At 36.0% G+C, this 14,962-nt stretch carries 14 protein-coding genes, 1 tRNA gene and 1 pseudogene; 3 read left to right on the top strand and 13 right to left on the bottom strand.

The genetic code is table 11. The features are described 5' to 3' along the window. Window positions 1-54: 54 nt before the first annotated feature. From AC3VI6_RS07380 to AC3VI6_RS07335, 10 genes are all read right to left on the bottom strand, one after another. Window positions 55-1,635, bottom strand: coding sequence for a type IV secretory system conjugative DNA transfer family protein (locus AC3VI6_RS07380; protein WP_153267903.1), 1,581 nt, complete (start codon window positions 1,633-1,635; stop codon window positions 55-57). A gap of 3 nt (window positions 1,636-1,638) precedes the next feature. Further along, complete coding sequence (gene mobB / locus AC3VI6_RS07375) at window positions 1,639-2,670, bottom strand: MobB family relaxase (RefSeq protein WP_153267902.1); 1,032 nt, start codon at window positions 2,668-2,670, stop codon at window positions 1,639-1,641. Between the two features lie 11 nt (window positions 2,671-2,681). Next, entirely contained in the window at window positions 2,682-3,062 is a 381-nt protein-coding gene (locus tag AC3VI6_RS07370; RefSeq protein ID WP_153267901.1) for a BfmA/BtgA family mobilization protein, read from the bottom strand. 432 nt (window positions 3,063-3,494) lie between these two features. Beyond that, the gene (locus AC3VI6_RS07365) at window positions 3,495-3,692 is read right to left on the bottom strand and encodes a hypothetical protein (protein ID WP_153267900.1); all 198 of its coding nucleotides are present in this window, start codon (window positions 3,690-3,692) and stop codon (window positions 3,495-3,497) included. Between the two features lie 12 nt (window positions 3,693-3,704). After that, complete coding sequence (locus tag AC3VI6_RS07360; protein ID WP_117157994.1) at window positions 3,705-4,085, bottom strand: DUF6876 family protein; 381 nt, start codon at window positions 4,083-4,085, stop codon at window positions 3,705-3,707. A 78-nt stretch (window positions 4,086-4,163) separates the two neighbouring features. Next, window positions 4,164-4,508 carry a single-stranded DNA-binding protein gene (locus AC3VI6_RS07355; RefSeq protein ID WP_092205827.1) on the bottom strand — a complete coding sequence of 115 codons (345 nt, stop codon included), beginning with the start codon at window positions 4,506-4,508 and terminating at the stop codon, window positions 4,164-4,166. 973 nt (window positions 4,509-5,481) lie between these two features. Then, window positions 5,482-6,318, bottom strand: coding sequence for a DUF932 domain-containing protein (locus AC3VI6_RS07350; protein WP_153267899.1), 837 nt, complete (start codon window positions 6,316-6,318; stop codon window positions 5,482-5,484). A gap of 16 nt (window positions 6,319-6,334) precedes the next feature. After that, window positions 6,335-6,496, bottom strand: a complete 162-nt coding sequence (locus AC3VI6_RS07345) for a hypothetical protein (protein ID WP_153267898.1) — start codon at window positions 6,494-6,496, stop codon at window positions 6,335-6,337. Between the two features lie 261 nt (window positions 6,497-6,757). After that, window positions 6,758-8,545 carry a ParB/RepB/Spo0J family partition protein gene (locus tag AC3VI6_RS07340; protein ID WP_121666353.1) on the bottom strand — a complete coding sequence of 596 codons (1,788 nt, stop codon included), beginning with the start codon at window positions 8,543-8,545 and terminating at the stop codon, window positions 6,758-6,760. Between the two features lie 382 nt (window positions 8,546-8,927). Continuing rightward, a tRNA-Leu gene (locus AC3VI6_RS07335) sits at window positions 8,928-9,009 on the bottom strand. Window positions 9,010-9,184: 175 nt separating this feature from the next. On the opposite strand from AC3VI6_RS07335, the gene AC3VI6_RS07330 reads away from it, so the two are divergent. Beyond that, complete coding sequence (locus tag AC3VI6_RS07330) at window positions 9,185-10,573, top strand: dipeptidase (RefSeq protein ID WP_497705707.1); 1,389 nt, start codon at window positions 9,185-9,187, stop codon at window positions 10,571-10,573. 37 nt (window positions 10,574-10,610) lie between these two features. On the opposite strand, the gene AC3VI6_RS07325 is transcribed toward AC3VI6_RS07330, so the two are convergent. Both AC3VI6_RS07325 and AC3VI6_RS07320 read right to left on the bottom strand, forming a co-directional pair. Next, window positions 10,611-11,267: a DUF2490 domain-containing protein gene (locus AC3VI6_RS07325; protein WP_497705706.1), complete on the bottom strand. Its 657-nt coding sequence runs from the start codon at window positions 11,265-11,267 to the stop codon at window positions 10,611-10,613. Further along, the gene (locus AC3VI6_RS07320) at window positions 11,267-11,830 is read right to left on the bottom strand and encodes a hypothetical protein (protein ID WP_497705705.1); all 564 of its coding nucleotides are present in this window, start codon (window positions 11,828-11,830) and stop codon (window positions 11,267-11,269) included. Before AC3VI6_RS07320 ends, AC3VI6_RS07325 begins: the two co-directional genes overlap by 1 nt. A gap of 145 nt (window positions 11,831-11,975) precedes the next feature. Here AC3VI6_RS07320 and AC3VI6_RS07315 point away from each other — a divergent pair. Continuing rightward, window positions 11,976-13,078, top strand: a pseudogene (locus AC3VI6_RS07315) (DUF4407 domain-containing protein). Here AC3VI6_RS07315 and AC3VI6_RS07310 read toward each other — a convergent pair. Next, the gene (locus AC3VI6_RS07310; RefSeq protein WP_274633390.1) at window positions 13,073-13,531 is read right to left on the bottom strand and encodes an Lrp/AsnC family transcriptional regulator; all 459 of its coding nucleotides are present in this window, start codon (window positions 13,529-13,531) and stop codon (window positions 13,073-13,075) included. The pseudogene AC3VI6_RS07315 and the gene AC3VI6_RS07310 sit on opposite strands and share 6 nt — an antisense overlap. A gap of 220 nt (window positions 13,532-13,751) precedes the next feature. Between AC3VI6_RS07310 and AC3VI6_RS07305 the strand changes: the two genes are divergently transcribed. Continuing rightward, window positions 13,752-14,951 carry an aminotransferase class I/II-fold pyridoxal phosphate-dependent enzyme gene (locus AC3VI6_RS07305; RefSeq protein WP_497705704.1) on the top strand — a complete coding sequence of 400 codons (1,200 nt, stop codon included), beginning with the start codon at window positions 13,752-13,754 and terminating at the stop codon, window positions 14,949-14,951. Window positions 14,952-14,962: the final 11 nt, after the last annotated feature.

Below are 14,962 nucleotides of genomic sequence, written 5' to 3'. Positions count from 1 at the left end.
TTTTAAGATTGTCTATTATTAGCTGTCTTGCCCAACGATTTCGGGTGTTTAAAGCTATCTAAAAATTGACTGTGCTTCATTGTAAACTTTTTCAAAATTAGCCGCTAAATCTACCTGAGAAAATTGCTTGGATTCTTCAGGAAGCTGCCGCTGTATTCTTGACAATTTAAACTGCACTTTCTTATCCTTACCATCAGCATAGGTTATAAATTCGCCCTGTTTTAATCGAAAGAACACATCTGCTCTAATTTTCGGGATTTCCTTTTCGCCTGTAGTAATGCGTGTATCAAAATCGAGATTATGGCCACGACTGATGCTTTTCGTCGGGTCTTTGATGATTTCAAAAAAGCGCTCATAGTATTTGGCGGTATCAGGGTCATTTACCTTACCGAAAAACTGGTAAGACAAGTTGCTCAATATTGCTTTGCTTGCCTTGTCGCCATACATAATATCGTTCTGTATCTTATCCTGCATTACGTAAATGGTGGCAATATCATAACTTCTAAGTGTTGCCGGAATACGGTGCATATTTAACAGTCGTATTGTTGGTGCTTCTTCCATCAGCAAGAAAGACGGTTTGGAATTCCGCACGCTCATTTGTTTGGTAATGGTGTGAATGATGGTGGCAATTACAGGCGAATACGAGGTTTCATATTTTGGATTGTTTACTACCGAAATGATTGTTGGGTTTTCCTCGCTATTGATATTCAATGGCACTTCGTCTGCGGACAATGCCATAAAAATCCGTTGAGTACTGATTCGTTTCAGCGCATTCGCCAGGGTACTTTTTACACCAGCTGTCTGTCTATCTGAATCCTTACCACTAATAAATGCATCTGCCATCGCTCTCGATGTGGTGTTGGTTTCCAAAAACTGGATTAGGCTATCGGTATCGAGCATTTGATAAATGGCTATTAAATGTGGTAACGTACAGTATTTGGGATAATCGCATTTCAGTTTCCAAATCAATCCACCAATCAAACCTTCAGCTGCGTCGTTAAAGAATTTTGTTGTTCCAGTTGTTCCACTTTCTCTTTGCTCTAAAAGGTTTTCAATTAAGACTCTTGACACCTCGTTTACGCTTTCTTCGTTCTCTAAATAGCGAGGTGCAATAGGATTTACCCTATGTATGATTTTGTCGAAGGAAATGACCTTAAACGGGATATCACTATCCTTAAAAAGCGGATACGCCATTTCGGTCAACTCAAAATCCTTGTAGTCGTGAATGATTCCACAGAAGCGCTCTTTTCGGAAATGTTTTAAAAAGCCATACACCACACTTTCGGTCTTACCACTTCCCGCAGAACCGATGATAGATGCACCACGTTTAATATTATCTAATTTGAAATTCCCTTTTGTCGTAGCAAAATTGACTTGATATTTTCTGTCGCTATTTTGTGCATTTTCAGTCTTATGCAAAAAAACATATAGTCCTATATTAATTAACATTAAAGGACACACCAGATAAAGCAGTATCGATACTAATTCGTTCTGCTCGGTTAAATAGAAAACCAAGCACGAAAGCATTATGAAATTCAAGAAAAGCGCATACTTGCTCACTCGAAACATCGCATAGAAAACGGTACTGGCCACAGCAATAATTGAAAGTATTGTTATGAGATTGTCTATTTCCATACCCTAAATTCCTATTGAACTTGATTTGATGGCAACCTCTGCACCACGTCTTAATCGTTTGAAAACCCGAAGTGCAATTTGTGCTTGACTTACTGGAATACTTGGAACAATTGGCAAGCCACTTTTGGTAATCATTTTGAAAGCCAAAGCTTTTTCGTTGGCTGGTAATTTCATCAAGGCAGCGAAATAGAGATTCGGGTTCTTTACAAAATCCTTTCTTGCTTTGTAGGTCTCGGCAAAGTTTCGCTTGTAGCCAAAAGTTTTGTCAAACGTCTTTTCTGCTTTCTCGAAAAAGGCATCCCTGTCGAAACCGCGTTTCACATTCTTACCGTGCATTTCAACTTCTGATGCTTTGTGCTTACTTCCTGGGGAAAGGCTAACCGAATTGGAAGCATCCTTTCTGCTCACGATGATATGGATGTGACTTTGGTTTCCATCTTTTTGCATTCCCTGGACAATCCGTTTGCCATTTTGCTGATGTGGTGCTTGGCGTTCCAATTTGGCAATTTCCTTTTCCATCCTTTTAATACTCCCTTCAGCTCGTCCTTCTTGAATGTTTCTGATTTCGGCTTTCAGCTGAAGTATTTTTGTTGCGAACGGTTGGTTCTCTTTTATCTGAAAATCTGTTCCCTTGAATGTTCTTTGGTGTTCAATTTTCGCATAGTATTTTATATCATCGATGGTTATAGGTCGCCCGTTTATTTCCCTATTGAAGCTGGCAACATAATCTTTCATCAGCTCACGGGTGTAGGTTTTTAAATCTTGACTATTGTTTTGAAGTTTTCGCAATTCATATTTTGATGGGCTGACCGTAATCGAATAAAACTTGGGTTCTTTCTTTTTCAATTTTGCGGTGTTTCCATCGATTTCTTTGACCACTTCTTCCGCGGAAATTTCATCGCCATATTGGTTGAAAAAATGTTCCATTTCGTGCTGTTCCAAACCTTGATTTTCCTTTTCCAAATAGCCTACAAAATCAGCTGAACTTTGTGAATAATTAGTACCCAATTTTTGAGGTGTGATTGTGATGTACATAGTTCAAAAAATTAGAGTTGATTACTTGTGTTTTGCTTTTCTTGAAAACGGACTTCCTTCTTTTCTTCGGCATATTTCTTTTCTACAATCAGCGGTTTTTTGGTTGGCTCTTCTGTCTCAAAAAGGGATTGAATCATCGCCACCGTAGGTTTGGTTTGTGTCTTTTCCACGTCTCGCATTATGGCAATAACCGCATTTATTCTTTTGAGTAATTTAGCTTCAATGGTACGTCCAGTTGGTCCTAATTTTTCCTTTGGCGAAATTTCATTGTAGAAGAAAAAATCGAGCATCGTGGACATCGCCTCGGTGTGTGATTTGAAGTACGTGCGTGAGAAAGTTTGGAAACGTTTTGCGGTTTCCTTTTTAAATCTAATTCCAGTAAATGAGTCCATATTTCGCCGATTTGTCGCAAAATCTTCCCTAAAAATGCGCGTTTCCAGCCCATTTGTCGCAAATCGTTGATTGTCAAGAATTTAAGATATATCCAAATTACTGGTTATCAGCTATTTAAAAACGAAAAGGAATCCGAAACATCGCGCAGCGTGTTACCCTCTTGCTATTCCTTTTCGTCACGCGCAAGCGTGACAAAAATCCATACAATCCGGCTAAAAAGCCGATTGCCATTTTCAGGGAAAATTATTTTCCGATATGTTATTTTTCGATGTGCAGGGTTATCGGCGAAAGTCGAAAAGTGGATAACCCTACGTAATTTTGAATGCTGAATTTCAGCGAAATAAATATACGCTTTTTTATTGACTTGGATTTGTTTCAAAATAAAAACACCCCTGAAATTTCAGAGGTGTTCCACATATAATCTTAATGTGTCAGATATTGAAAACATAATCGTAGGTGTATAGATTTTTAATCATTTCTTCATCTATTAACTTTTCATAATCTGCACCAGTTTCGTCAACATATTTTTGAATAGATTCCCCAAAAAGATGTGTAACGTGTTCTCTCGAAACCTGTAAGAGTTCCTCTTGTTTTTCCTCGCTCAAATCTTGAAATTTAATGTAAATCATAACTTCAAAATTTTAGTATTCGCTTGGTAACATCAGCGTATCATTTACAAAAAATAACCGCAGTTCATCGAGTGGAAAATCGGTTGCTCTGTAACCGTGTTTTTCTAAAATATTATCGTTGCCATCGCTGTAAACTATCTCGGCTTCGTAACCTGTAAAATCCTGCTTTTCTTCGGATAATCTTTTGAAGTCTATGGTTACAAATTCGCTTCGGTTCATTAGACTTTTTGCGATTACTGACGTGTCCGTAATGAGCCAAAAACATTCTGCTACTTCCGATAAATATTTCAATCCGTCCGTAAAACGGGTTCGCAATAATGGGATTTGATAGAACATTTCTGTTCCCGTAAAATATTGCAATCGCTCTTTTATTTCGTTAACTTGTGCTTTCATTGTGCATATATTTAAATGTGTGAATAATGAAAAAGAGGGCGCAACTTTCGAGAGGAACGCCCTCTTTGTTTTTGAAGTTTACTTGTCGTTTTTGCTTCCAAGTAATAGGATTTCATCGGCTACAACTTCTGTAACGTAGCGTTGGTTGCCATCATCGGTGGTGTAGGTTCGGGTCTTTAGTTTCCCTGTAATTCCTACTTCCTTGCCTTTTTCGACAAATTTTTCGACGATTTCAGCGGTCTTACCCCAAGCTACTACGGTATGCCAGTTGGTGTCCGTTTGCTTTTCGCCTTTGCTGTCTTTGTAGTATTCGTTTGTAGCGAGTGAGAAGCGGGCTACTTTCTTACCGCTTTCAAGGTTCGTAATGGTTGGCTCTTGTCCAACGTTTCCAATCAATTGTACGTGATTTCTAATAGTACTCATAATAAAAAGATTTGTGTCTGCTTTGTTACAGACTGGTTTATATTTCCCCTATTTGTTTTAAACTGAATTAAATTTTAAGGGGTGTTTGTTCTTTTCTTCTGTGCACCGCACAATGGATAGAGTGGGTTTTGTCAAGACTTTTCGGGCAAAATCAGGTGTGTTTGCGACGTAGTAAAATCCTTAGATTTTCAAGGAAGTAGAAACCTTATTTTTCACTAAAACTTGTATAGTCTTGACAAGTTCCATAAGGGCATTAGCAATTCTTTTAAACGCAGTTGCGTTTGAGCGTACCGACAGTTAAGCGAGATAAGCAGCTGTGTTTATATTAGAATTGGTTATGTCGTGCCTGTTTTTCGACGCCCCGAAAAACAACAAAGGCTTTATCCATTATAAACCCCTTAAAATGTGTAAGGCAGCGGTTCGGTTTTTAAGGATTTTCGATTGAGGGCTCAAGAAGACCGCGCCGAAAATCCTGTTAAGAAAACCGAAGGGATGACTTTCCGATGAAAAACGGACTTAATTCTCAATTTTGGCAAAGGAATGAAGTGTTCCTTCCCAGCATAGCGGGAAGGGTTAGCGGAATGGAAAGCTAAAATTGGGGATTGTGTCCAAGACCTTTGTAATGAAGCTCTTTTCACGAAATGTAGCTTTTCGCGAAATGCAGGGGAATGTGCTGAACGGATTAAGAAAATTATTTATTCTCATTATGCAGGATTTAAAGCGGACTTGACTTTGAAGGTGTAGGTTGGAATGCAGTTTGACCGCTTCCCGACTTTTCTCGGGAATGAACGGGCAAGTGGAATGGAAAACGGAAGCTTTGAAGTTGTGTCCAAGATTATTATAGGAAAGCGCTTTTCCCGGAATGAAGCTTTTCGCGAAATGTAGGGGAATGTGCTGAACGGTATTGCTTTTAAACCTATAAATAGCAAGCACAAAAAAATCCAGTTTAAGGTACTGGATGAACCTTTTGGCTTTATGCCATAGCATAGACTTCATTAAACAGCTTTTTATCCAATCGTTCTTGTTGGCCAAAGCTTTTCTTTAAGACATTATGAAGTACTGAATTAAACGCATTGTAACCTAACCAAAGATTTGGTTCTTCATTGAGCAACAAAGCTTCATAGTTTAAGATTTCGATGACCTCACGAGATTTTTTCGACGGGTCGCTGTTCTTGTCGCTACATTCATACCGGAACAGTTTCGTCCTGTCAAGAATCGCTTTCACAAATTCCTGTGTATCGATGATTTTAAATTCTTTCATCTTGTCGAATTTCTTTGTAATGGTGTAGAATTCATTGTCCAGAAATTTATCGAATAGATTGTTCAACCTTGGCATAATAAGGTGCGTATTGTTCTTACTATGTTTGATGGAAAACTCGATTTCTGCCTGAGAAACGTGTAGTCCGTTTGAACATACTTCTCTATAAAACCCGAAGTGTCCAGAAGTTTTTTCACTTCCGTCATACGAGTTTTTGAACCGAAGCATCGGTAATATCAAGTCCTTATCGTTCTTGACGGTAAACTGGCTTTTGTCGTCGATGATAAAGTCGGTAATGAACGACCTGTCATTATTGTTGATGGTGCGTTTGTGAAAGTTCAGCTGTGCATCGGTCAGCATTTCTTCAGCTTTCTTGAAGAACAGTTGGTTCGGAATGTGGCCATAGCTGTTCGATACCACGTTGACGATTTTGCCATTTGAGATAATGGCATTTTCAAGTCCTCTTCGGGATTCCATCTGTGTCAGACTTTTTAAGGATTTCATTTCTGATGGAACAAAGATTTCATCCTGTTGCAAATTTTGTAAATACATAGCTTTTGAATTTAGATTAAACATTTTGTGATAATACTCGGTAATAGTTGGGATGCTTATCCCTGTAGTAAGCGAAATGGCTTTCCCCACTATCAATGTCATAATTTTCACTACTCGATTGATAATGCTTTTCAGCTTCTTGTAGCGAAATTTTAGGTTTTTCAGATACTCGTTTCATAATGATATATTTTGATTAAACAATATTTGAGCAGTACTCAAACGGAAGCTAAAATCTCAGCTCAAAAGGAAACGGAATAAATAAGCGTAGGATGTTGCGTTGGCTTTATGCCGTAGTCTTTTGATGGGTGTATTTTACGAGTTTATCTTTGCGCTAACTATTGATTGATAACCCCTTCCTTATCAACCCATCTTTTAAAACACTATCATAAAAAAGAAAAAGGGCCAGCACGAATGCCGACCCTTCTTCAAACAACAAAAGCTAATCGTTGAGTTCCTTAATTTGCTTTTCAAGAACTGTGATACGCTCTTTCAAACGTGCTTCACGCTTGTCTCTCTTTTCGGCATATTCTTTTTCTATGCTGGCAATCTTGGATTTGTAATATCCTTGCATTGCGTTGTAAAATGAAATGTTTGTCAGATTATTGACGTGATTGCTTTCGCCAAAATGCACTTGCTTTGTTAGCATATAGCGTATCAACTTGTGAAAGATTTCCTTTTTGAACTTCTTCTTGAAATTATCGACCATTTCAACTTTGGTCATCTTTGAAGTGTCGCCCAAGAACTTTGAGAAATACTTTTGTTGGCTCATATAGTCCACATTATTTTCAAAGAGCGATATCGAGAATGCCGACATTTCATCCGTTGAAAGTGTCTTCTTCGTATCGATATATTTCGTTTCACGAATCATCTGCACAACTTCTTCAAACTGCTTGTTGTTCTCTATTTGCTTCTTACGGATTTCTCTTTCGTTGATTTTAACGATTTGTTCTTCAGGCGTACAATCTGCCATTTTCCTGTTGGCCAATGGTGCCGAATATTCCGTAGAATCGTTCTTTGATTTTTCAATAATCGTTACAAAGACCTCTTTGTTCCTGTACGTTTCAGGATGGAAAATAACACCATCTACAAATCCATCTTCTTTTGCTGAATTGAATTTTTCCAATGCTTCTTTATAATTATGCATTGCTTCATCCAATTCTGTCTTTAATTCATCTTCAGAATAATCGTAATGCTGATATTCTATCTTGATACCCTCGATTGTTGGCTCAATCGGATTTTCTAAGATTTCAACATCGTCCAGTAAATAGACTTTCAATCCATTCTTTTCCAATTGTGATATTATGAGCTGATTGTTTTCGTCATCTGCCCAATACTGTCGTATCTCAGGAATTAGCAGGATGTTCTCTTTTTTTGATTTCTTAATCAGGTTTAAGAACGATTTACTTTTCTTAGTTTCAAAACAGGCTGATTTTGTACAGACCATTTTTCCTTCGCCGAACAGATTACCTTGATTTGCAGCATTGAAAGGACATTCTACACAAGACCCTGCTTTTGGGACCAATTTTTTATCGGCTACATCAAAGGATGCTTTTTCCAAATCGTAGGTCTGGTCTTTAATCATCCTGTTTATCTGATGTGCATTAAAATCCTCGCCCATAGTTTCCAACATCATCTGCTGTTCTTCTGGTTCAAAGAGCGCTACACCTACGCCCAAGGATATGGTCATTTCGCCATTTCGTACAAAGTGCTTAAAGCCCTCTATCAATCCTGCTAACTTTAGGCGTTGTCTTATAAAGTTGTCTGTTCTGCCCAATCGCTTTGCAATTTCAGCAGGTGCATACTTTTCACTCAGAAAGGCAATTGCTTCGGCCTCTTCGGTAGGTTCAACATCCTGTCTTTGTAGATTTTCAATGATTTGAATTTCCAGAACATCATCGTCCTTATACGTTCTTACAATACAGGGTATCGTTTTCTTGCCAGCTAACTTACTGGCACGATACCTACGCTCGCCCATTACGATGATATAATCTTTTTTGGATTTCCTTACCGTAATAGGTTGTAGTACGCCGTGCTTCTCAATACTTTCTGAAAGCTGTTCTAGCAACTTTTCATCAAACGTTTTTCTGGGTTGCATCGGGTCGGGTTTGACTTTTGCAATAGGCAGATTCTCAATTTTAAGTGCCTGGACTTTTTTTCCGTTCACTTCTTTTTTGGCAGCTACTTTTGTTCGACTGCGCTTCTTTGTGGTACTCGCTTTTGTTGTCATAATACTCAAATTTTTGATTAAACAATATTTGAGCAGAAACCAAACGGAAGATAAAATCTTGGCTCAAAAGGAAACGGAATAAATGAGTAGTGGAAGAAGCGTTGGCTTTATGCCGTAGTCTTTTGATGGAAGTATTTTACGAGTTTATCTTGCGGGTATATTGTATGATTATAAACTCTCAACCAAAGAACTAAAGTTGATAAAACGCAAAATTTATTAATCTCTAAAGTTAGAAATAGGGTTTGATTTCAAATGAAAGCATATAGTATCAATCTATAGTTCCACCTAATAAAAGTGGAAATGTTGTACCTATGTTGTACCCAAACAAAAAAACCTCTCAGAAATGAGAGGTTTTATGACTGCAATTTTGCAGTTGAAAAAGTGCGGATGACAGGAATCGAACCTGCACACCTCGCGGCATCAGATCCTAAGTCTGACGTGTCTACCAGTTCCACCACATCCGCTTTTTCAATATTTTAAGAACTTTTATTAGGTTAAATCCTAAGTCTAGCGTGTCTACCAATTCCACCACGCCCGCGTACTTTTGAAATTGTGGATGCAAATATAAACATTAGTTGCAAACTACCAAGAACAAGTATACTATTTTTCTTATTTTTGAAGTTCATTAATATTCAACCCATGCAAAACGTAAAAGATTACATAGCTCAACATAAAGATCGATTTATTAATGAGCTTATCGATTTATTAAAAATTCCATCAGTAAGTGCAGATCCAGCTTACAATCAAGATGTTTTAAATACCGCTGATGCTGTAAAAGAAAGCTTAGAAAAAGCAGGATGTGATAAAGTAGAAATTTGCGAAACTCCTGGATACCCTATTGTTTACGGAGAAAAAATAATTGACCCTAACTTACCAACGGTTTTAGTATATGGTCATTACGATGTGCAACCTGCTGATCCAATCGATCTATGGACTTCTCCTCCTTTCGAGCCTGTGATTAAGAAAACAGACATTCATCCTGAAGGAGCCATTTTTGCTCGTGGTGCTTGTGATGACAAAGGACAAATGTACATGCATGTTAAAGCGTTAGAATACATGACCCATACAGGAAACTTACCTTGTAACGTTAAGTTTATGATTGAAGGTGAAGAAGAAGTAGGTTCAGAAAGTTTAGCATGGTTCGTTCCAAGAAACAAAGAAAAATTAGCCAATGATGTAATTTTAATTTCTGATACAGGAATGATTGCTAACGACATTCCTTCTATTACCACTGGTTTACGTGGATTAAGTTATGTAGAAGTTGAAGTTACTGGACCTAATAGAGACTTACACTCTGGATTATATGGTGGTGCAGTTGCAAATCCAATCAATATTTTAACAAAAATGATTGCTTCATTACACGATGAAAACAATCATATTACCATTCCTGGTTTTTACGATAAAGTAGAAGAATTATCTCGTGAAGAACGTGATGAAATGGCAAAAGCGCCTTTCTCTTTAGAAGAATACAAAGCTGCTTTAGATATTGATGATGTGCATGGAGAAGCTGGTTATACTACCAACGAACGTAACTCTATCCGCCCTACCTTAGACGTAAACGGAATTTGGGGAGGATATACTGGAGAAGGTGCAAAAACTGTAATTGCTTCAAAAGCGTACGCAAAAATTTCAATGCGTTTAGTACCAGGACAAGAATGGGAAGAAATTACTGAATTGTTCAAAAAGCATTTTGAAAGTATCGCTCCTAAATCGGTAAAAGTAGAAGTAAAACCTCATCATGGAGGACAAGGATATGTAACACCTATTGACAATATTGGTTACCAAGCTGCTAGTAAAGCATATCAAGAAACCTTCGGAGTTACTCCTATTCCACAACGTAGTGGAGGAAGTATTCCTATCGTGGCTTTATTTGAGCAAGAATTAAAGAGTAAAACTATTTTAATGGGATTCGGATTGAATTCTGACGCAATTCACTCACCTAACGAACATTTCGGGGTGTGGAATTACTTAAAAGGAATTGAAACCATTCCATATTTCTATCAGTATTTTACTGAGTTATCTAAATAACAACACAAAAAAGTCATTACAATTGTAATGACTTTTTTTATAAAGATATATACCAAGTGGTTCTAAACCATAAAGAGTTTTTCTTCGGTGTATCTAGTAATTTTCCTAAACGATAATCAAGACCAAACTCTAGCTTGTCTTTTTTTGAAAGTTGATAGCCTAAATATGGCGATAATCTCACTTCTAAATCCTCTTCATTAAACTGCCACAAATATTCATTTGACAATTTTACATACCATTCTTTAACATCTACTTTATCTCCTGACAATGCTTTTTCTAACGAGGCTCGATAACGAGTTCTGTATTGAGGTTTTTCACCCGATTCAAAAAACTGTTCAAAACCGAAGCGATGCCCTAATTTAAGAGCATCAAAACTTTGTACTAAATTAAAATGCTGAACTGTACGATGAATAATATCATCATCTTTAAATCGGAGAATATATCCTATATTAAAAGATTTATTCACATCTGATTTTATAGAAAAAATACTAGAAATATCTACCAAACTATGATAAAATGCAAATTCATCTTCATAAAAAATCTCCCTAGCCTCTATACTATTCACCCATTTTGTAGTGGATGATGTTTTTGCTGACACCACTACTTTTGGCAACCACCCTGATGTAAAACTTGTTTGTCCTTTAACCGACACCACAAACAATACAAGCACTAAAAATACAAGTTCCTTTTTCATTAGAATTCTAAATTTAATGAGTTAGATGGAGCAAACTTTAATTGTTTTATAATTGTTCCGTCAGCTTTGATTAACACTTCATATAAACTAGTAGATTCTGTTTTTCTTCCTTTAAGTACTATCTCATAAAGCACATCCGTTTTGTTTTCTTTACCACCACGGATTAAACCCAATAATGTTTCCTCATCAGATTTCCATTGAACCTGAATTTTTCTAATTGTAAATTTTTCAAACTCCTTTTTCAATGAATTTTCAATATTTTTTCTAACAGATGATTCAATCTCCTTCCATTTAATCTTCTTTTCAACATCAAGCACGTTGCCTTTCATATCAAATTCTACACTATACTTATAAGTATTTTTATAAGATTTAGCTTCAATAGCTTTACCATCTTGACTTTCTTCCATGTACCATTTTACTTTTTTATCAAATTCACATTGTTTAATAAAATTTTGTGCTTTTTGTGGAGCTTCTTCTGTCGAAATTCTAAATTCACGCTCAAACTTTTCTTGAGAAAACCCCGAAAACACACAGAATAATAGAAGTGCTATTATAAATTTCATCCTTTTATTTTTTTCTTCAAAATAACAAATATTTGATTGTTAACTAGATAAGTAATTTATTAATTCTTTATTAAAAAAAACACAAAAACAATAATTTGTGTAACAGAACCCTAAATAACTCGTTATTAAAACATAAGCTTATTTTATGTTAAAACGATTTTTCCTTCTTTGTTCGGGGGCAGATTTAGTCTTGCTTCAAAAATGTGCTAATGGTGAACAAAATAAATATGCGGGTATTGGTGCTACCGTTTTCTTTACTGCTTTAATGGCAACCATAGCTGCTGCTTATGCATTATATACTGTTTTTGATAACATTTACACCGCTATTTTCTTCGGACTTATTTGGGGACTACTCATTTTTAATTTAGATAGATTCATCGTTTCTACCATTAAAAAAAGTGAATCTAAACGAAAAGAACTTATACAGGTACTTCCAAGATTATTGTTAGCAATGATTATTGCTGTAGTAATTTCTAAACCTTTGGAATTAAAAATTTTCGAAAAAGAAATCAACCAAGTGTTGCTGACTGAAAAAAATCAGATGACATTAGATAACAAAACTCAAATTGCACAACAATTTACTCCTGAAATCGAGAAAATCAATGCTGAAATCACTTCTTTAAAAGAGGAAATTACCACTAAAGAAAATGAAGTAAATACACTATACGAAACCTATATTGCCGAAGCAGAAGGAAGAAAAGGCTCGAAACTTATTGGCAAAGCTGCCCTGTTTATAAAGAAAAAAGAGACAAACACGATGCTGCTCTTGCCGAATTGAATCTGTTAAAAACTGAAAACACTAACAAGATTCAGCAGAAAGAAGCTACCATAACCAGTTTACTGGAAAATCAGAAATTGAAAGAAACACAAACCCAACCTATCATTTCTAATTTTGATGGATTAATGGCTCGCGTTAATGCTTTAAACAAATTACCGTGGCTACCTTCCTTCTTTATATTCTTGTTGTTTTTAGCAATCGAGACCGCCCCTATTTTTGCGAAACTTATCAGCTCAAAAAGTGAATACGATTATAAGCTAGAAAACCATGAATCTCAAGTAAAAACTTGGATTCAACAACAAGTTCATCAAAGAGAAGCCATTCTACAAACCGATATAGAACTCAACAACAAAGTATATTCCGATTTAAAAACAGAAGAAGAGTTGTACAATTATAAACAAAAAATGGCTCGTAACCTTATGAAGCTACAGGCTGATTCTTTTTATAAAAATCAACAAGAAACTTTATAAAGCTATTGCTATAGAGTTTTTAACTTCTCCAATAGTAAAAATACTGTGGGTACTTCCTATATGTTTTAAAACTGTAAGTTTATTTACCATAAACTCACGATATTCATCCATATCTTCTACATAGATTTTTAAAATATAATCGTAGTCGCCACTTACATGAAAACATTCGGTTACCTCTTCTAACTTATTAATTTCTCTTTCAAAAACATCAATATATTCTTTGGTATGCTTTTCTAATCGAATATGGCAAAACACCAAAAACGATTTTCCAATTTTGTTCTTATTTACTAAGGCAACATATTGTTTAATAACATCTTCTTTTTCAAGTTTTTTTATTCGCTCATAAACTGCAGTAACCGATAACCCCAAGTGCAAAGACAACTGCTTAGTTGTTTGTTTACTATCAACTTGAAGTAGCTCCAACAATTTCCTATCTATTTTATCTAATTTCATTTGAATCGGTTTTAATTAATTATTCTGATTTACTTAATCCCTCTACGAGGGTTCATCTGAAAAAAAATCTATTTAATTCAGCTTCACTATAATAAACATCGAAATAAAATCCAAAAACTACCACAAATTTAGTTTAAAAAACCATAAAAAGCATCTTCTATTGATTTTTTAACCCATAATACTGATTTTAGTAGTCATTAAATAACTAATTCAATTCAACATGAAATTTAAACCTGCAAACAACATACAAGACCTACAATATTTTGGAGAATTCGGTGGTGTAAACCCTTCAATTTCTGATTCTTCAACGTATACATTCTTATCAGCAAAAACAATGTTTGATACTTTTGAAGGAAACACAGACGGATGTTACTTATATTCTCGTCACTCTTCTCCTTCAAACCTATATTTAGCTGAAGCTTTAGCTGCTATGGAAGGAACAGAAACAGCCAATGTTGCAGCTACTGGTATGGGAGCGATTACGCCAACTATTTTACAAATTTGCGGTGCGGGCGATCATATAGTTTCTAGTAGAACTATTTATGGCGGAACCTATGCCTTTTTGAAAAATTTCACTCCTAAAATGGGAATTGAAACCTCTTTCGTAGATATTACTAAACTAGACATAGTTGAAGCTGCTATTAACAAAAACACTAAAATGATTTACTGTGAAACTGTAAGTAACCCACTTTTAGAGGTAGCAGATATTAAAGCATTAGCAACGATTGCAAAAAAACATAATTTACAGTTGGTTGTTGATAATACCTTTTCTCCATTATCAATCTCGCCAGCTCAATTAGGTGCTGATATCGTAGTTCATAGTTTAACAAAATTCATCAACGGTTCATCTGATACTATGGGAGGTGTTGTTTGTGGAACTACAGACTTCATCAATTCACAAAAAAGCGTTATTGATGGCGCAAGTATGCTACTAGGAGCTTCTATGGACTCTATGCGAGCCGCTTCGATCTTAAAAAACATGAGAACCTTGCACATACGAGTAAAGCAACACAGTAAAAACGCTAGTTATTTAGCTGAGAAATTTGAAGCCGACGGATTAAAAACTGTATATCCGGGATTGAGATCACACCCTTCACATGAAGTTTTTAAATCCATGATGAATGAAGAATACGGATTTGGAGGCATGTTAACTATTGATGCTGGTTCTTTAGAAAAAGCCAATGCTTTAATGGAGCTAATGCAAGATAGAAACTTAGGATATTTAGCAGTAAGTCTAGGTTTTTATAAAACCTTATTCTCGGCTCCAGGTACTTCAACTTCATCAGAAATTCCTTTAGATGAACAAAAAGAAATGGGATTAACCGATGGATTAATCCGTTTTTCTATCGGATTAGACAATGATATTGAACGCACTTATCAAATGATGAAAGAGTGTATGAAAGAGGTTGGCGTACTGTAAAAACCTCAATT

It is taken from the genome of Tenacibaculum sp. TB-56, assembly GCF_059716275.2.
Note: the sequence above shows the minus strand (reverse complement) of the source record. Positions and strands in the feature narration are given on the sequence as shown.

Coding starts and splice junctions, on each gene's coding strand:
- AC3VI6_RS07380 (WP_153267903.1), bottom strand. CDS start 1,635: ATGGAAATAGACAATCTCATAACAATACTTTCAATTATTGCTGTGGCC.
- AC3VI6_RS07330 (WP_497705707.1), top strand. CDS start 9,185: ATGCAAAACGTAAAAGATTACATAGCTCAACATAAAGATCGATTTATT.
- AC3VI6_RS07345 (WP_153267898.1), bottom strand. CDS start 6,496: ATGAAACGAGTATCTGAAAAACCTAAAATTTCGCTACAAGAAGCTGAA.
- AC3VI6_RS07310 (WP_274633390.1), bottom strand. CDS start 13,531: ATGAAATTAGATAAAATAGATAGGAAATTGTTGGAGCTACTTCAAGTT.
- AC3VI6_RS07355 (WP_092205827.1), bottom strand. CDS start 4,508: ATGAGTACTATTAGAAATCACGTACAATTGATTGGAAACGTTGGACAA.
- AC3VI6_RS07360 (WP_117157994.1), bottom strand. CDS start 4,085: ATGAAAGCACAAGTTAACGAAATAAAAGAGCGATTGCAATATTTTACG.
- AC3VI6_RS07325 (WP_497705706.1), bottom strand. CDS start 11,267: ATGAAAAAGGAACTTGTATTTTTAGTGCTTGTATTGTTTGTGGTGTCG.
- AC3VI6_RS07305 (WP_497705704.1), top strand. CDS start 13,752: ATGAAATTTAAACCTGCAAACAACATACAAGACCTACAATATTTTGGA.
- AC3VI6_RS07320 (WP_497705705.1), bottom strand. CDS start 11,830: ATGAAATTTATAATAGCACTTCTATTATTCTGTGTGTTTTCGGGGTTT.
- mobB (WP_153267902.1), bottom strand. CDS start 2,670: ATGTACATCACAATCACACCTCAAAAATTGGGTACTAATTATTCACAA.
- AC3VI6_RS07350 (WP_153267899.1), bottom strand. CDS start 6,318: ATGTATTTACAAAATTTGCAACAGGATGAAATCTTTGTTCCATCAGAA.
- AC3VI6_RS07340 (WP_121666353.1), bottom strand. CDS start 8,545: ATGACAACAAAAGCGAGTACCACAAAGAAGCGCAGTCGAACAAAAGTA.
- AC3VI6_RS07370 (WP_153267901.1), bottom strand. CDS start 3,062: ATGGACTCATTTACTGGAATTAGATTTAAAAAGGAAACCGCAAAACGT.
- AC3VI6_RS07365 (WP_153267900.1), bottom strand. CDS start 3,692: ATGATTTACATTAAATTTCAAGATTTGAGCGAGGAAAAACAAGAGGAA.